Source organism: Collinsella sp. MSK.8.10 (genome assembly GCF_019041915.1).
Lineage (GTDB): Bacteria > Actinomycetota > Coriobacteriia > Coriobacteriales > Coriobacteriaceae > Collinsella.
Genome location: NZ_JAHPYF010000001.1, coordinates 559,652 through 577,707 on the forward strand (window position 1 = coordinate 559,652; position 18,056 = coordinate 577,707).

14 protein-coding genes are annotated in these 18,056 nt (G+C 60.7%); 5 read left to right on the forward strand and 9 right to left on the reverse strand.

What is annotated here, in order from left to right; translation table 11 throughout:
* Nucleotides 1-78: 78 nt before the first annotated feature.
* Complete coding sequence (locus KTF55_RS10125) at nt 79-1,431, reverse strand: helix-turn-helix domain-containing protein (RefSeq protein ID WP_148332525.1); 1,353 nt, start codon at nt 1,429-1,431, stop codon at nt 79-81.
* A 551-nt stretch (nt 1,432-1,982) separates the two neighbouring features.
* On the opposite strand from KTF55_RS10125, the gene KTF55_RS02475 reads away from it, so the two are divergent.
* From KTF55_RS02475 to KTF55_RS02490, 4 genes are all read left to right on the forward strand, one after another.
* Nucleotides 1,983-2,720 (forward strand): DUF4428 domain-containing protein, encoded by a 738-nt coding sequence (locus tag KTF55_RS02475; protein ID WP_055310636.1) that lies wholly within the window; start codon nt 1,983-1,985, stop codon nt 2,718-2,720.
* Between the two features lie 24 nt (nt 2,721-2,744).
* The gene (locus tag KTF55_RS02480) at nt 2,745-4,067 is read left to right on the forward strand and encodes a hypothetical protein (protein WP_148332527.1); all 1,323 of its coding nucleotides are present in this window, start codon (nt 2,745-2,747) and stop codon (nt 4,065-4,067) included.
* A 48-nt stretch (nt 4,068-4,115) separates the two neighbouring features.
* A complete protein-coding gene (locus KTF55_RS02485; protein WP_118065976.1) occupies nt 4,116-5,351 on the forward strand; it encodes an SPFH domain-containing protein in 1,236 nt (411 codons plus the stop codon).
* Between the two features lie 81 nt (nt 5,352-5,432).
* Complete coding sequence (locus tag KTF55_RS02490; RefSeq protein ID WP_195363255.1) at nt 5,433-6,275, forward strand: hypothetical protein; 843 nt, start codon at nt 5,433-5,435, stop codon at nt 6,273-6,275.
* 109 nt (nt 6,276-6,384) lie between these two features.
* Here the strand turns inward: KTF55_RS02490 and KTF55_RS02495 are convergent, their stop codons facing one another.
* The 7 genes from KTF55_RS02495 to KTF55_RS02525 all read right to left on the reverse strand — a co-directional run bounded on the left by KTF55_RS02495 (nt 6,385) and on the right by KTF55_RS02525 (nt 13,898).
* Nucleotides 6,385-7,005 (reverse strand): response regulator transcription factor, encoded by a 621-nt coding sequence (locus KTF55_RS02495; RefSeq protein WP_217107415.1) that lies wholly within the window; start codon nt 7,003-7,005, stop codon nt 6,385-6,387.
* A complete protein-coding gene (locus KTF55_RS02500) occupies nt 7,002-8,495 on the reverse strand; it encodes a sensor histidine kinase (RefSeq protein WP_367303212.1) in 1,494 nt (497 codons plus the stop codon). The genes KTF55_RS02495 and KTF55_RS02500 overlap by 4 nt, the downstream gene beginning before the upstream one ends.
* A gap of 2 nt (nt 8,496-8,497) precedes the next feature.
* The gene (locus KTF55_RS02505) at nt 8,498-10,297 is read right to left on the reverse strand and encodes a histidine kinase N-terminal 7TM domain-containing protein (protein WP_217107413.1); all 1,800 of its coding nucleotides are present in this window, start codon (nt 10,295-10,297) and stop codon (nt 8,498-8,500) included.
* Nucleotides 10,298-10,550: 253 nt separating this feature from the next.
* Nucleotides 10,551-11,195: a DUF4867 family protein gene (locus KTF55_RS02510; protein WP_148332917.1), complete on the reverse strand. Its 645-nt coding sequence runs from the start codon at nt 11,193-11,195 to the stop codon at nt 10,551-10,553.
* 144 nt (nt 11,196-11,339) lie between these two features.
* Entirely contained in the window at nt 11,340-11,828 is a 489-nt protein-coding gene (locus KTF55_RS02515) for an S-ribosylhomocysteine lyase (RefSeq protein WP_195521906.1), read from the reverse strand.
* 102 nt (nt 11,829-11,930) lie between these two features.
* Complete coding sequence (locus KTF55_RS02520; RefSeq protein ID WP_217107412.1) at nt 11,931-12,905, reverse strand: nucleoside hydrolase; 975 nt, start codon at nt 12,903-12,905, stop codon at nt 11,931-11,933.
* A 30-nt stretch (nt 12,906-12,935) separates the two neighbouring features.
* Nucleotides 12,936-13,898 carry a ribokinase gene (locus KTF55_RS02525; protein ID WP_217107411.1) on the reverse strand — a complete coding sequence of 321 codons (963 nt, stop codon included), beginning with the start codon at nt 13,896-13,898 and terminating at the stop codon, nt 12,936-12,938.
* 187 nt (nt 13,899-14,085) lie between these two features.
* Between KTF55_RS02525 and KTF55_RS02530 the strand changes: the two genes are divergently transcribed.
* Nucleotides 14,086-16,302: an acyltransferase family protein gene (locus KTF55_RS02530; protein ID WP_217107410.1), complete on the forward strand. Its 2,217-nt coding sequence runs from the start codon at nt 14,086-14,088 to the stop codon at nt 16,300-16,302.
* Between the two features lie 543 nt (nt 16,303-16,845).
* Here the strand turns inward: KTF55_RS02530 and KTF55_RS02535 are convergent.
* A complete protein-coding gene (locus KTF55_RS02535) occupies nt 16,846-18,042 on the reverse strand; it encodes an Nramp family divalent metal transporter (protein ID WP_117637211.1) in 1,197 nt (398 codons plus the stop codon).
* Nucleotides 18,043-18,056: the final 14 nt, after the last annotated feature.

An 18,056-nucleotide genomic window follows, 5' to 3' on the forward strand; every position in this document is an offset into this window, starting at 1 on the left:
TGCGGTGAAATAGTTCCTGTTTAAAGCCCCGTGACTTTAATTTAGGGACTATTCCACCGCAACTAATTGGAGGATTAGCTAGTCCTTGGGCGTCCAGGACCAGAAGAAGTTGATAAGGGCTACACGCGAGGCGGTACCGGCCTTTTTGTTGATCGAAGAAATGTGGCGATAGAGCGTGGAGCGCGAAAGGAAGAGCGTTGTGGCGATGTCCTGAACGCTCTGGTCCGAAACGACCAAGACCTCAAGAATATCGCGCTCGCGCTCTGTAAGCCCAAAGGTGACGACGAAAGCATCGAGGCGCTCATCTGACGTGAGCTCCGCTGCCTCCACGGGCACGGAGTCGGAGCACGTGGGCGCAAGATCCCCACCAAGATCATCGGTGGCAGGTGCCAGCTCGCCCCGTATCACGGCGTCATCGGCTCGTTGCCCCAACTGTCCCAGCAGCGTAATCGCAATGCCCACAAACATCACGAGCGCCGCGCCGACCGCAGCCAGCACGTTTTGACTCGAGATGATCGCCACTGCCGGCGCCGTCACGAACATCGAGCACACGTTGTTGACGACGCGACCCATGCACGGCCAAAAATATGACCAGCGCGCATAAAGCGAGACGGCGGCATATTTTGTGGTAAAGAACACCACAAAGAAGCCTGAGCCCAGATAAAAGATGATCGTGGCAGCAAGCTCGTTGCCGCCATTGCCATCGACGATGAGCACAAAGAACGAAAGCGTGGACAACATGGCGGCGCATGTCATGCCGATATTCATATACGAACGACCGTGCAGGTCAAATAGGACGCCAGCGGCCAACGAGCTCACGACAAGCAGTAGGCGCGGCCAGTCACCCAAATCAACGGCTCCGACAGCATGCAAGGTCGTGAGGCCAGCGTTGAGAGCGGCGAATACGCCGGAAAGATACACCGTCGCCACGGTCAGGCGAACTACGGCGCGGCGGAATGCCGCCTTTGCCTTGGGATCGTCTTGCCACTTGGCGCCATATTCCAAAGCATCTACCGAAAGTCCGGCAACGCTGGGTTCAAAGTTGGGATCGGACTCGTCGCGCAGTTTGGCGCGTCGGGCACCGTGGAGCAACGCCACCTGCACGATCGCACAGACAACCAGAACAGCCTGCTGAGGAATACCGACAGGCATCACCATGTGGTTGAACACCTGTACCAGAACGCCCATGGCATAGGAAAGTGCTGCGGCGCGCGCCAAGCAAGGCGTCCGCGCAAAGCGCCGCGCAAAGTTTGCGTGAGCAGTCGATCCGCAGTAGCCCAGCGCGCAGCACGCCACCAAACCTCCGGCAATTATTACCTCAACCTGAACCGCCATAATCAACAGCAGCAATGCCGCCACCAGCAAAACGCCCGTGACGTCACTCGTTGCGTCGATGGCATGGGAACGGTGATAATACAGAATGGGACGCACAAAAAGCCAATCACGCTCGCGCCGAGGACAAGGCTCTCATAAATAACGACCTCGTTCGGAGACACGAACTCGGCCATGCGCACATCAAAGAGATACTCGCACGCCAAAAACGTGAAGGAGAACAGCGCCAGGCATATAATCTCCCGAATGCCCCGACGCAGATATGCGGTTGTGTCTCCCATGCCCCTCATGGTTAACCCCCGGCCGCTCAATTGTCTGGAATTCCATTTTAATAAAGAACCAATCTCAATATCGAAGCCGAGCTCGAAATGCTGCAAATTTGACCCCAGCCGTTCACATCACGCCGCGATTTTTAGCCGCATGGACCAGAAGGGACACGCGCGACCTCTAGCTCGACAAGGAGTGTCTCCAACTACCGCTCATTTAAGTACGTCCCCAATGAGTGGCCGAAGAACGTCCCCAACGACTAGTCAAAAATGGGCCATGTGTCCCAGTTGTGGAGACTCCTTGAGCCGTCTGGGTATCGCGAAGGATCGCGCACTCCCCCATCATCAAAAGTGACACACGCTACCAGTTGATGGGAGGCAGCCATGGGCTTCTTTGACAAGATGTTCGAGAAGAAAGAGTGCGCGATTTGCGGTACCGAGCTGGGACTTCTAGGTAAGACAAAAATCAATGAAGGCTACCTGTGCAAAGAGTGCGCCGGCAAGCTCTCCCCCTACTTTCACGGCTATCGCTCCAGCACCGCGGACGATATCCGTGAGCAACTCGCCTACCGCGAGGCCAACGCCGAGCGCCTGTCTTCGTTCAACCCCACGCGCACGCTTTCTGCCGGGCGCACCAATATTATGCTCGATGAGGACGCGGGCCTGCTGATCATCACTTCGCAGAGCCGCTGGCGCGACGCCAATCCCGACATCATCGAGTTCTCGCAGGTACTCGGCTGCGATATGGATATCGACGAGCAGCGCACCGAGATCTATCGCGAGACCAAGGACGGCGAGCGCGAGAGCTACAACCCGCCGCGCTACGACCTGGATTACGACTTTAATCTGACCATCCACGTCAACACGCCGTACTTTACCGAGATCAACCTGCGCGTGAACGACTCCACCATCGATCAGCGCGGCTCCATCGAATACCGCGAGGCCAAGCGCCAGGCAACCGAAGTCCGCGATGCGCTGGTGCAGCTGCGCCAGGAGACGCGCGACAGCGTCGTGGCCGCCAAGGCCCCCAAGACCGCGGTGACCTGCCCCTTCTGCGGAGCCACCACCATTCCCGATGCCAGCGGGCGCTGCGAATACTGCGGCGGCGCCATCGGCGCATAGCCCCCGGCACGGAAAGGACCGATCATGGCCTTCGAGAGCGTTAACTATCAGTGCCCTGCCTGCGGTGGCCCCTTGCATTTTGCAAGCGCCGAGCAAAAGCTCGTCTGCGACTACTGTGACTCGCGCTTTGAAGTCGAAGAAGTCGAGGCCCTCTATCGCGAGCGCCAGGACAAGGCCGATGCCAAAGCCGATGCGGCAGCCGCAACGCCCAAGCCCGCGACCGACGCTGCGGTGCAGGAGCTCGCCCAAAACGCCGGCTATATCTGCTCGTCGTGCGGCGCCGAGCTAATCTCGGATGGCACCGTCGCCGTTACCACCTGCCCGTACTGCGGCAACCCCGCCGTGGCACCCGGCCAGCTCTCGGGCGACTTCTCGCCCGACCTGGTAATTCCGTTTAAGCTCGGCCGCGACGACGTTATGGCCGCGCTCAAAGAGCACTACAAGGGCAAGATCCTGCTGCCCAAGAGCTTTGTCACCGGCAACCACATCGACGAAGTCCAAGGCGTTTACGTGCCGTTTTGGCTTTACGGCGCCCGCGTGGACGGCGAAGTGTGCTTCGATGCGACCAACGAGACCGTGACCGAGGAATCCGACCGCACCGTCACGACCACCGACCACTACGACGCCTACCGCAAGGGAAACATCTCGTTTAAGCGCGTGCCCGTCGACGGATCGTCCAAGATGCCCGACGGCCACATGGACGCCATCGAGCCGTTTGACTACGATGCCCTGCGCCCGTTTTCGGTCGCGTATATGCCCGGCTACATCGCCAACCGCTACGACGAGGACTGCGAAACCTGCAAGGCGCGCGCCGAACGCCGCATGGAGGAAAGCACGATCTCGGCCCTGCGCGAAACCGTCGTCGACGAATATGACGATGCCACGGTCGAAAGCAAGCAGCTCGACTACACCTGGGAAGACAGCGACTATGCCCTGTTCCCCGTGTGGATGCTTTCCACCTCGTGGAACGGCAAGAGCTACCTGTTTGCCATGAACGGCCAAACCGGCCGTATGGTCGGCGAGCTTCCTTGCTCCAAGCCCAAGCTCGCTATCGCCTCGGCGCTGTTCTTTGTGATCGGATTTGTCCTCTCCCAGATCCTCTTCATGGGTGAGAACGCCTTCGATCCGGATTACCTCACCTTTGATATCGAGGGCATCCTCATCAACATCGTCGCGCCGCTGATCATCGTGGTCATCGCAGACGTGCTGCTGGTGGGCCAGCTCAAGACGGCCAACGAGGCCACCCACGCCGATTGCTACTGTGGCGAGCTCGACCTGACCGAGAAGCACGACACCTTCAGCCACACCGAGACCACCGTTGTCATGAAGGACGACAAGGACGATTAACCATCCTGACCAATACCACCCGGCCTTTGACGAGAAAGGGAGATCACCATGGGACTCTTGAAAGCTGGATTGGGTGCTGCCGGCGGCGTCATGGCCGACCAGTGGAAGGAATTTATCTACTGCGAATCGATGCCCGCTGACGTCTTGGCCTGCAAGGGCAGCAAGCGCACCGGCGGCCGCAGCTCCAACACGCGCGGCGAGGACAACGTCATCTCCAACGGCTCGGTCATCGCCGTCAACGACGGCCAGGGCATGCTCGTGGTGCAAAACGGCAAGATCATCGAAGTCGCGCTGGAGCCCGGTGAGTTCGTCTTTGACACCGGCAGCGAGCCGAGCGTCTTTAGCGGCAACCTGGGCGACTCCATCAAGGAGACCTTCGCCAATATCGGCAGCCGCTTTACCTTTGGCGGCGACGCGGGCAAGGACCAGCGCGTCTACTTCATCAACACCAAGGAGATCATCGGCAACAAGTACGGCACCGCCTCTCCCGTGCCCTTCCGCGTAGTCGACAACAATATCGGTCTGGATGTCGACATCTCCGTTCGCTGCAACGGCGAGTATTCGTACCGTATCACCAACCCGCTGCTGTTCTACACCAATGTGTGCGGCAACGTGACCGATAGCTATACGCGCGACAAGATCGACAGCCAGCTTAAGTCCGAGCTGCTCACCGCCCTGCAGCCCGCCTTTGCCAAGATCTCGGAGATGGGCATCCGCTACAGCGCCATCCCCGGCCACACCACCGAGCTCGCCCGCGCGCTCAACGAGGTCCTCTCTGCCGACTGGCGTGACCTGCGCGGCGTTGAGATCGTAAGCTTTGGCGTCAACTCCATCGCCGCCTCGCAAGAAGACGAGCAGATGATCAAGGACCTGCAGAAAGCCGCGGTCATGCGCGATCCCACCATGGCGGCAGCCAACATCGCCAGCGCCCAGAGCGATGCGATGCGCGCGGCAGCCGCCAACCCCAACGGCGCGATGGCAGGCTTTATGGGCATGGGCATGGCAGGTGGCATGGGCGGCATGAACGCTAGCCAGCTGTTCGCCGCCGGTCAGGCACAGCAACAGGCTGCCCCGCAGCCGGCTCCGGCACCCGCCCCGGCTCCTGTCGCCGCACCTGCGGCCGGCACGTGGACCTGCAGCTGCGGCGCCACCAACACCGGCAAGTTCTGCTCCGAGTGCGGTAGTCCCGCACCCGCCCCGGCACCGGCCAAGTGGTTCTGCCCCAACTGCGGCAGCGAAAACGGCGGCAAGTTCTGCAGCAACTGCGGAACGCCCAGGCCCTAGCCCCTCTATCCGGTAATTGGCGGGGAGGTCCGCCACCCCCGCATTTGCTTCTATGGGTTTCGTTCGATAAAGGAGGACACCATGAAGACAACGTTCAAAAAGTCCGCACTCGCATTTCTGACATGCGTCCTGGCGCTCGCCTTTGCCCTGACGGGCTGCAGCGGCGGCGGCAAAGACCCCAAGGCCAACTTCGTCGGCAGCTGGGAACTCTCGGGTGGAACCGTGGATGGCGAAGAGCTAACCGATGAGTACATGAAGATGCTCGAGGATTGGGGTGTCCACTGCGTCCTGATTCTCGATGAGGACGGTACAGGTGCCCTCGACCTGTTCCTTGAAGTCGTCGACCTTAAATGGGAGGCAAAGGACGCCACCACCGTAACCCTCACCGCCGAAGACGAGTCGTATGACATGAAGCTCAAGGACGGCAAACTCATCCTCGAAGAAGATGACGGAAATCTTGTCTTTACCAAGTCCGACAAGGACCTGTCCGGCACGGTGAAGAAGGATCGCGAGGCGGCCGAGAAGGAAGAGGAGATCGATGAGGCCGTCGAAGACGACGATGTCCAGAACGTCGAAATCTCCCCCGCCGTCACCGTCGCCGATGACGATCTGTGCACCATCACCATCACCGAGAAGTTCAAGGACGACTGGGGCGATATCGGCTTTGTCGTCAACATCACCAACAAGAGCGACAAGGACCTGACCTTCTACGCTCCTTCCGGCAAGACCAACGTCAACGGCACCATGAAGGAACCCTGGTTCTCGGCTCACCTGATGCCCGGCACCAACGCCACCGAGGAGTTCACGTTCTCGAGCGGCGAGCTTGACAGCCTTGACGACCTGGTCAACACGACCATCGGCATCGACGCCTACCTGACCGATTCCTACGAGGACGTCGCTTCCTACACCGCGACCATCGCGTAGCGACAGACACCGACAGCCGCGGATTGGCGGACATATCCGCGCACACCAGGCGGGGCCGCAGGAGTTGATCCTGCGGCCCCGTCGTTTTTATGCCGATGCGCGACGAGCTTTAGCGCTCCATGTTGGGAACGATGCTGCCCTCGGTCACCGCGTGCACGGCCAGGCGCATGATGTTGTCGTAGCCGGTCTTGCTCAGGATCTCCGAGATGCGACGCTTGATGGTGCCCTCGCTCATAAACAGCTCGGCCGCGATCTCGCGACGGCTTTTGCCCTCGCAGGCAAGGCGCAAGATCGACAGCTCGACATCGTCGAGGGCCGCCGTGCCCGAGAAGATGCTCTCGGGCGGCTTGGGAAACGTGCAGTAACCCGCCAGCGTGGAGCGCATCACGGCGAAAAGCTCGTCGATACCGACGTTCTTGTACACAAAGCTGTCGACGCCCGCCTCGCGTGCCTGGTCCACAAATGTGATCTCGGGCATACCCGTCATGATAATGACGCGGCACTCGGGCAGTTGTTCTTTGATGTGCGCCGCCGCCACGATGCCGTTGGAATCGTGCTCGGTGCACACATCCATCAGTATCATGTCCGGGCGCTCCTTGAGCGCGACACCCAAGGCCTCGGAGGCATCGGCGATCGCGGCGACGACGGTCATATCGGGCTGGTCACCGACGGAGCGCGCGAGGCTCTCGCGCAGGATGGCCTGGTCTTCGACGATTAACACGCGAATCATGAACTTCTCCTTTGGGCCGTGGCGCTGGAGGCGAGCGGAATGGACACCGTAAGCGTGAAGGGCGGGGCGGTGTGGACTTCCAGGCTGCCGCCCAGATTCTGTGCGACATGCCTCATACCTGGGATACCCGTTCCCTCGCGATACGATACGGGTGCAGGCGCGCCGTCGTTAGAAACGACCATCCGCGCGACAGCGCCGTCTTCTGTCCCCTCCTGCCACAGGCGCACATGGACCTGATGGGCCTGTGCATGCTTGGTGGCATTGGTCGAGGCTTCGCGGATAATCTGCAAAAATGCTGCGGCGACACGCGCGTCGTTTGGCAGCTCGCCCTCCACATCGATCTGCACGCTCACCAGGCCAAAGGCATGGACGATATCGCCCAGTTGCTCTGCCGGTTCGCTGTCGCCCCCGCTGCGCAGATCGGCAGCGATTGAGCGCAGCAGCGGGTCGATCTGCTCGAGTGACTCGTCATCCAGGCGCCCTTCCTCCAGATAACGATGGAGAATGGACAGGCGCTGCCCGATCACGTCGTGCACGCGAGCGCGCATACGCAGATAGGCCGCATTGTCAGCAACTTTTTTGACTTCTTCGATCTGGGCTTGGAGCTCTTGGCCCGCAAGCTCAAGCAGGTGGTTGGCTTGCGCTAGGCGATCATGGGCATGCGCATACTCTGTTACATCCAGACCGATAATGCGCTCGAAGAGGCGGCCCGAAACCATAACGTCATCGTGCACGAACAAGCGAATCTCGGCGGGAGAAACCTCGACCACAACGCGCGCCTCACCAAAGCGGTCCAGATTAATCTGCACGCGGTTCTGGCTGCTTTCGGGCATTTGCATGCTGAGTTTGCGCAGGTCGTTCCATGTACCGCTCATATCGCCTAGGTCGGTGGGCATATGAAGCTCCACCAGGTTTTTTCGCATGCAGCGGTTCATGAGCAGCGGACGGCCCCTCGGGTCCAGATACAGGATGCCCACGGGAATCACGTTGATGGTTTCGATCGTCGAGAACGCGGTGATATCCTCCTGGCGGTTGCGGACATCCATCAAGAGCGCCGCAATGGAGCGGAACAGGAAAAACGCTCCCTCTGCGATAAGGACCGTGGTCCACGCCGAGCCCATGGCAAAAACCACCGGCGGTGTCACGGCGGCAACGAGCAACAGTTCGGCCAGCATGACGGGGCGACGATAGTGCACCATAAGCACCATGCCGTAGGCAAAGATCACGGCATTGAGCCACAACGCTCCGCCCATTGCCCTGGCGCAAACGTCAAGCGGCGCCACCAGATATGAGCCAGACGACGCGAACAAGATGAGCACCGAAATAATTAGGTGAAGCACAAGGCTCGCCTCGTAGGCACAAATCACCTTACGGTTATAGGACGAGCGGCGCGATGCGATGAGCGGGACGTGGATCGTCTGCAGACACGCAGCCAGGGCAAAGACAACATCGAGCGCAACGATTTGGGGAAGAATGAGCGAAATCTGCATCGTCACTCACCCGCCCTCGGCATCAAGACGATCATGCGCAGCTGGCCGGGCTCGCCCTCAAGGCGGTATGCCACGTTGCGCCCTTGCAGAGCGCTTTCGAGCTCTTGCGCAGCGGGCGTCTGCGAAAGATCTGCATCATCGTTGGAAAAAAGCGCGGCACGCAGCTCGACACTGCATCGGTCATGATCGCCCAAGTGATACATAAGCGCCGGATGGTCGGTGGTGTAGGCAAAAAACGCAAAGTCATACACGCAGTCGTACAGGGCGCTTACCGTACTGGCGTGCATCGGGCGCCGTATGGCGATAATCGAGGCGCAATCGATATCGATGGTGCGCAGGTCGCTTGCGAGCTCGTTGGCAATGAGCTGAATGCGGTCGCAATCAAAACCGCTCTCCCCGTGCTGTGCCAACGTGAGCGACCCCTTGCGCTTGCAATAGGCGACGAGCATCTTGGCGCGCTGCAGCATGCGGTAACGCTCGTGCGAAGACGATTCATCGGTCAACGGCGGCAGCGAGCTCAGCAGGTCGTACATCCCTTCGAGCGCGCGGGCAAGCGCCTGGTCCACGTCTTGGACCAGCAAGGTCTCGGCCTCTTGGTCTGCCAGGTGCGTCTTAAGGTCGTAGTCGGCGGCGAGCAGCTCATTTTGACGCTGCAGCTCCATACGACGATGTGCCAGTTCACGGTTAAGCTCGTTGAGATCCGACACGTCTTGGGCAAGCAGGGCCGATCCGCCCAGCAGTGGAAAGGCACGGCACATCACATCGGGATCGGACGCCACGGCAAAGGCATGGGCGCGGCTGTGCGCCTGGGTCCGCAACTCCTCGCGCACGCCCACCGGCATTGGCTTTGACACTGGCGTGGCATAGACTTCCTGCAGGTCGCGCGTTAGAACTTTGAGGTCAAGCGGCAAGGTGTCGAAAATGCCGGCGATGTCGTGATATGACGGAACGACACCGCAATCGAGACAGATTTCCATCGCCACCACGCACAAGACGCAATAGACGAGCGAGAAGTTGAGCCTCCATGCCCAAGGCACGCGCAACGCATATGAGATGGCAAAGAACGCGCCGCCCAGCAGCACGAGCGCCGCCGTGCCCGAGAAACGTTGGATGCGAAAGGACGAGGACCGGCCCACCAGGATAAAAAAGGCCACAAAGTTAAAGGCCGTCCACACGAGGACGGCGAAATAACCCCAGCCGTACGTGTAATCGTTGCTCCAGGTGTCGCTTGTACGGTCAAAGTGGAAGACCTGCTGGTGAAAATCGTTGGTGAGCACAAATCCGATAAGCAGGATAGCCATAATCCACAGCGCAGCGCAGTAGCGGCGACCCAGGCGGTGTTGCTCCAGGCCCGCAAGGCGCAGACCACACAACTGGTAGAGCAGCGGAATGAGCGTCATGGGCACGTAGTACAGGTACCACAGCACGGTGGCATAGAACGGCGTGAACGACTTGTACTTGAGAATGACTTCGATCATCCACAGGGCGCAGATGGTGGCGATGGCAACAAGACGGCGGCGCAACACATAGTCCAAACAGCGCAGATAGACCGATACGCCCCAGATCGAAAATGCAATTGCGGCAACAAGCAACGGCAGAGAGCTCGAATGGACGAGCGCATCCACGACCTCTTCGGACACCTCGCTATAGGCGGGCACGGCGTTAGAAAGTTTGGGGTCGAAGGCGAACAGCGCCGGCAAGACTGCCAAAAGCATGAGGAACATCGCGGTGATGACACCGGCGATAGCAAAGACGCGGTGGCGGTACACCTGATGTGTTATGCCAACAAGGAATCGCGGCATGGCGAAGAGCCTGCCGCCCCTGGGATCCGCCACGGGTGCGGATCGGGCGGCCGCGTTGCCGATATGTCGCTCGCGGGTACCCATAGTGCTTTTAGTGTACCGACAGGCAGGCTCAAAAAGCGGGCCACATGTCCCAAAATCCGCAGACGGCAAGGCGCCCGGCAGCCTCCCCCGTCTGGCACTTCCCGATATCTGCCCGCCCCAAACCACCGCAAAGGAGACAGGCACCTTTGTGGTGGTTTGGGGCGATGCGCTAGTCCACGGTGATGTCGAGATTTTTGCCGATGAGGCCTACGTAGCCGCCTTCGGCTGCCTTGGGGCTGTCGGCGTGGCAGAGGACCCACTTGTCGGCCTTCCAGTAGCAGTAGCTGTCGCCGGCAGCAGGCATGTCGGATGCAGCCTCGGGGCGCGGGCCGTTGGTGCCCGCCGGCAGCGCCACCATCACCTGGAAGCCGCCGTCATCGACCATGCAGGGCGTGTAGTGGAGCGTGGTGTTGAAGACTTCGACGACCGTACCCGCCGGCACGCGGAACGCCTTGACGCACGCGGTGTCGAGCTTACCGTCCTCGATCTCCCAGCGATGCGCCACGAGCAGGATAAAGTCGCGCGCGCCCAGGTTGAACTCGCTGGCGCGGTGATACTCCAGGCAGTTGAGCTGCGTGTTGTGGCCATTGCACCAGCCCAGCTGGAAGGGTCGGCCGCCAAACATGAGAAAGCCCAGTTTATCGGCATCCTTGACGCCCTCGAGCTCCGGCGCACTTGCTACGTACTTGCTGCCCTCGGGAATGGACGTGGCAGAAAGCGCCTCGAGCACGGGCGACGTGAGCTCGGACGGAACGTTATTCCAAACGTTGCCATAGGATTTGAACTCGGGATCGTTGACAGAGCAGATATGCATGTTCACTCCTGTTCGTAAATGTGACTATACGAACATTCTAGAACAAACATGAGCGATTTTGAACGCTCGTCCCGACCAATCAACAAAAAGGCGCCCCCGCATAAGCGAAGGCGCCCAATGCGCGCGTTTTGGGCGATAAAGCCCTTATGCCTGCTGATAGTGCAGGTGCTTCTCGTCGATATCGGCCAGGTCGCGGTCGAGGTAACGGCGCGCGAGCCAGTTAGCCATGGGAAGGTTCTGGTCCAGGTAGTTGCCGCACTCCTCGGGAGCGGCACCGGGGACATCGCCCTCAAAGTCGGCGACAAACTCGAACAGCTCACGCACGAGCGGCAGGATCTCCTCGCTCGTCACCTCGCCAAACACAACGAGGTAAAAGCCCGTGCGGCAGCCCATGGGGCCAAAGTAGACAATGCGGCCCGACCACTCGGCATGATTGCGCAAGAACGTTGCACCCAGGTGCTCGATGGTGTGGCACTCGGCGGTGTTCATGACCGGCTCCTTGTTGGGCGTGGTCAGGCGCAGGTCAAACGTGGTGACGGCAGCACCGGTCGCCGGATCGCGGTCGATGCGGCTCACATACACGCCGGGCTCAAGCAGCAGATGATCAACGGAAAAGCTGGCGATGCGCTCCATGGCAGATCCTCTCGATAGTCAAATTGGGACGGGGCTCTTTTAGCTGGTTCGAATGGTCGTACCAATCATACCAGTCAAAAAAGCCCCGTCCAAAAAGACAACTTAGCCAAGGACACGGGCCATACGCGTCTTGAACTCGGACAGGAAGCGCGGAGCATCCACGGTCAGTGCCACAAGCGCGCTCTTGTCCGGATCGGACAGGCGGCGCTCATCGCAGATGGTGCGACCGCGGTACTCGCCCAGCAGATCAACACGCAGGTTGCAGCCGAGCGCACCTACGAGCGTGGGGTCGATCGCCACGGCAACGGCCAGCGGATCGTGCAGCGCACAACCACCCAGGTAGGGTGCGTTCATCTCGTACGAGCCAATGTAGTGCTCGACCATGCTCGCAAATGCGCAGCCCGCCATGGTGCCCGAGCCCGTCCAGCCGGCAATGTCGCGGCGTGTGAGCACCACGCGATGCGTCACGTCCAGACCCACCATGGTGAGCTTACGGCCCGAGCGCAGCACCGCGTCGGCTGCCTCGGGGTCGCTCGCCATATTGGCCTCGGCGCCCGCGCTCACGTTGCCGGGCACGGTAAGGGCGCCGCCCATCACGGCCACGCGGCCGATGGACATCATCGCCGCCGCATCGCGCTCCAGGGCGAGCGCCAGGTTGGAGAGCGGGCCAGTCGCTACGTAGACCAGATCGGGACCATAGGTGCGCGCGGCATCGATCAGATAATCGACCGCAGCGTTGCCGTCGGCCGAGGTCGCCCCCACCGGCTCGTAGGGCGACGCGGGCACGCTCGCGCCGCCGATGCCGTTCTTGCCGTGAATGAGCGCGGTGGACGCCGGCGGCGTATAGGGCTCAGTCGCCTGCAGAGGACGGTCGGCACCCAGGTACACCGGAACCTCGGGGCGACCCAGCAGATCGAGCACCGCAAGGCAGTTGTGCGCCGATTGCTCGACGCGCACGTTGCCAAAGCACGTGGTGATGCCCACGAGCTCCACCTCGGGGCTCGCGATGGCATAGGCCAGCGCCATCGCATCGTCCACACCCATATCCAGATCAAGGATCAGCTTCTTGGTTGTCATTGTTCTACTCCGCTTCTCCGTCTTTATCGTTTAACCAAACCAATGTTCAACTTCGGCGCGCGTGGGAATCGATTGCTGAGCGCCCAGGCGCGACACCGTCACTGCCGAGGCGCGAGCACCCGCGGCCATGCACTCAAAGAGCGGCAGGCCCTCTAGGCGAGCCGCCGCCAACGCGCCGATAAACGTATCGCCGGCGGCCGTGGTATCGACTACCGTACTCGAAAGTGCCGGCATGCGCAGCAGCTCACCGCCATCGCCGAGCGTAACCGAGCCGGCACCGCCCAACGTGATGACCGCAGCCCCGGCACCCTTGTCGAGCAGCGCATTGAGCGCCGCGACGCAGCTTGCATCATCCGTGGGCAGAATGCCCGTCAGAACCTGGCACTCGGTCTCGTTGGGGCAGACCAGGTCGACCGCAGGCCAGACCTCCGCAGGCAGCTCGCAGGCAGGCGCTGGATTAAAGACCGTATAGAACCCCAGCTCGTGAGCACAAACAAGCGCCTCGGCCGTCGCCGCAAGGTCACATTCGCCTTGGGCGATAAAGACGCTTCCGGCAGCCGGGGCAATCTCGCTGGCGTCGCCGTCGAGCTCATGGGCCACCAGACGCCTCAGCGCGCGGGCAACGTCCGCGCCCGCAAGCGCATGGTTGGCGCCCGGTGACAGTACGATGCGGTTGTCGCCCTCGCAGCGAATGATGGTCGCCGTTCCCGTCTCCACGTCATCGCGATGCACTACAAAGTCACAGTCCACGCCGGTGTCTTGGAGCCCCACCACGAGCGATGCGCCGAACGCGTCGCGACCGACCGCGCCGATCATGTGCGTGCACGCGCCCATACGCGCGGCAGCTACGGCCTGATTGGCGCCCTTGCCGCCGGCGTTGGTGATAAACCCGCTGCCGCCGACGGTCTCGCCCGCACGCGGTATGCGCTCGCACGCCACCGAAAGGTCCATGTTCATGCTGCCGAACACCGCAACGATGCCGCGATCTGCCATGGAAACCTCCTCATCTGCGGGCCTTATGCCCACCGTCGGCCGTCGATCGTGCACTCTCGCACCCCCTATAACTTTAGTTCACTTTGATGTGGACGCGCGCTTGAGGTTGCGCCAGCAGCAAGCATTCACAGGAGCAGGCAGCTACAATGAATACGTGCTGATTATTCTCGTCATTGGATGATGTTTTATGGAACAATTCTCGCAATCGGGCTCGCGCGGTCGACGCCGCACGGGCAACGAGCCGGCGCCGCACGAACGCGTGAAGAGCGAACGCCGTGCCAACGAGCCGCGACGCACCACGAGCCCCCATCGCGCTTCTGCCAACAACGCGGGCCGCGCCAACACTCCCGCCGCGGAGCAGACGCCTGCTCGCCCCAAGTCCCGCTACATCCCTGCACTCGACGGCCTGCGTACGCTCGCCGTCGTCGCGGTGGTGCTCTATCACCTTAACCTCACGTGGGCTCAGGGCGGCCTGCTCGGCGTCACGATCTTCTTTGTGCTTTCGGGCTATCTGATCACGCGCTTGCTGCTCAACGAAGTCGCTAAGACCGGCCGCATCGACCTCAAGAGCTTCTGGATCCGCCGCATCCGTCGCCTGGTCCCCGCCGTGGTGACCGTCGTGGTGGTGACCTGTGCTCTGTGCACCGTCTTCAACCACGTGATGCTCACCAAGATGCGCCCCGACATCCTGCCGTCGCTGTTGTTCTTCAACAACTGGTGGCAGATTGCCCAAAACGTCTCGTACTTCAATGCTCTGGGCGACCCCTCGCCGCTCACGCACTTTTGGTCGCTTGCCATCGAGGAACAGTTCTACCTGATTTGGCCGCCACTGCTGTTTGCCATGGTATCCATGCATGTGAGCAAACCCAACACGCGCCGCGTGGTTCTGGGCCTTGCCGCGGTATCTGCCCTCGCCATGATGGTGCTCTATAACCCCGCCGCCGACCCCAGCCGCGTGTACTACGGCACCGACACCCGTGTGTTCTCGCTGCTGCTGGGTGCCTGGATGGCCTTTATCCCCGATCGCGACCTGGCGCCGGTGCGTCTCGCTCGTCGTTTGGGGCTCAATCGCCTAGCTGGCGCCGCCAAGCACGGCAAGAACGCCGAGGGCAAGCCTGGCGAGAAGGCCGACGAAGCAGCCGAGACCGCCCCGGCACAGCCGAGCGCCCTCGTGCGTTTTTGGTCCTCGCCCGCATCCATCGATGTGTTGGGCGTCGTGGGTCTGGTTGGCCTTGCCGCCATGGTCGCGCTCACCAACGGCTACACCGCCTTCCAGTATCGCGGAGGCACGCTGCTGTGCTCGATCCTCACACTCATGGTCATCGCGGCCTGCGTGCAGCCCCAGGGAATGGTTGCCCGCGCGCTATCCGCCGAGCCACTCGTGTGGGTTGGCAAGCGCTCCTACAGCATCTACCTGTGGCACTATCCGCTGCTGCTCCTCATGAACCCGGTCGCCAACATCAACGATACGCCGTGGTGGCAGTACATTTTGCAGGTGTTGTTGGTGGTCGCCGTGGCAGAGTGCTGCTATCGCTTTATCGAGACTCCGTTTAGGAAGGGCGCCTTTGGGCGCACCGTCGCCGAATTCCGCGATGGCACCACCACGCCCGCCAACTGGGCACGCACGCACATCCCTGTCTGCGCAGCCTACGCTGTCGTGTTGGTCGTTGCACTGGGCGGCCTGATCTTTGTGCCCGAGACGTCTGCGCTGAGCGGCGAGGGCGCCGAAGTTCTGAACAAGGAAGCCAAGAACACCGCGCCCACCGACCAGCAGGCGGCCGACGACACCGACAAGGACAACGACGGCTTCCCCGATGGCTCCTACGATCTGCTTATGATCGGCGACTCCGTGTCGCTGCGTGCCGTAGACACCTTTGACGGCGTGTTCCCGCACAGCCATATCGATGCCGAAAAGGGCCGCCAGTTTGATGCGGGGCGCGCGACATTTGAGGGCTATATCCAGCAGAACCTTGCCGACAAGATCGTGGTCTTTGCCCTGGGCACCAACGGCTTGGTAACCGACGACCAGATCGACGCCATCATGGCCGATGCGGGAGATAAGCGTATTGTGGTGTTTGTGAACACGCGCAGCCCGCAGCCGTGGGTTGGCTCTACCAACCAGGCCATCGCCAACGCCGCCACGCGCTACAAGAACGTGCGCGTTATCGACTGGTACGGATACAGCGCCAACCGCAACGACCTGTTCGATGGCGATGGCACGCACCTATCGACCACTGGCGTGACTGAGTACCTCAACTTGATCCACGACGCAGTCAAGAAGGACCTGCCCGTGCATCCCGAGGATCACGTCAACGATCCGCAGCCGGCAGCCGTCAAGTCTGCCACCGACGCACTCATCAATGCGCTTGCCTTCAAGCCGCACAAGTTGGGCACCGACAAGTAACCTGCAGCGCAAACTTCCCACATCCGGAGGGGGCGTCTGCCACGGCAGACGCCCCCTCCGGCAGTTAGGGACGTTCCTTATGTACCGGTACCTAGGGACACTCCTGGCGCAGCCAATGAAGACCTCTACGGATGAATTCCAGGCCGCTCCGTCGCTCCAGACATCGTTTCCGCGCCTCGCGCCTGCCCCAAACAATCAAAACAAGCCCTTTTCGCCGCACCCTCAAAGGTCTGTGGGCAAAAAAGGGCAAATATGAGTACTGTTACCATTTTAGTAGCAGGCAAAACCACCCAAAATGACGTCCGAGCGAACCCTACAACCCCCTAAAGCAGCCAACCTGACTGGTTTAAGGCGTATTGGAGCCAATTTTAATGAACATACTATAGGTTATGTTTATTATCTTCTTGAATGTAAATGCTATTCACTTAGCAACAGTACTCATATTTGGCATTTTTTGCCCACTGCCATATAACTAACACCCTATAGCAGACAAAAACAGCCCGCAGCCCATCGCTGCGGCCTGTTTGGAGTCCAAAAGAGGCGCTAAGCGCTGTAACCCATCGCCTGCAGAACAAACATGACGACCGTGAGCACCGTAATCACACCGATAGTCGCCCAAGTGAGCACATTCCACACGCGGCCGTTGCGGTTAGTGCCCATAATGTGACGGTCAGCGGCAATAACCACCTGGAACACCAGAACCACGGGCAGTAGCACGCCATTGATGACCTGCGAGGTCATCATAATCTGGAACAGATCGACGCCGGGCATAAGCACCAGCACGGCAGAGATACCGATGATGGCCGTAATGATGCCGCGATAGACCGGGGCCTCGTCCCAGCTGCGGTCGGCACCGCGCTCCCAGCCAAATGCCTCGCAGATAGCGCTCGACGTAACGCCCGGCAGCACGCAGGCAGCCAAGAAGCTCGCCGCGACCAGGCCCGAGGCAAACAGTACCGTGGACCACTGACCCGCAATAGGCTCCAGCGCACGGGCAGCATCGGCAGCATCGCTAATCTGAATGCCCGCCGGGAACAACACCGTACCGGTCGTGATGATAATAAAGCCGGCAATGACATCGGCGGCAAGCGAGCCGCTCACGGTATCGATGCGCTGCAGCACGATATCGTCCTCGCCCGCGTTCTTGTCGACCACGTTGTTCTGCGCCAAGAAAATCATCCACGGCGCGATGGTGGTACCGATCGTTGCGACCACGAGCGACACGTAGCTGGGGTCATTTTGAATGTTAGGCACGACCAGGTCGACCGCGACCTCACCCCAGTTGGGGCCAGCCATAAACGCGGCGACAATATAGGTCACGAAGACGCAGCTTACCAGCAGCAGAATCTTCTCGATGCGCTGGAAACTACCCGACATGGTAAGCATCCACACCAGCAGCGCCACCAACGGCACCGAGATGCTCGCCGGCACGCCAAAGAGAGCAAGGCCGCTGGCGATACCCGCAAACTCCGAAATGGTCACAGCCGTGTTGGCGATCAACAGCGCCGCCATAGCAAGTACACTCTTGCGCACGCCAAAGCGCTCGCGGATGAGCGATGCCAGGCCCTTGCCCGTGACGCAGCCGCAGCGCGCCGCGGTCTCCTGCGTCACGATGAGCAGCACAGTCATGACGGGAAGCATCCAGAGCATCTTGTAGCCATAGCTGGCGCCCGCACTGGAATACGTTGCAATGCCGCCGGCGTCATTGCCCGAAAGCGCCGCCAGCAGACCGGGGCCCATAGCGCCAAAGATGG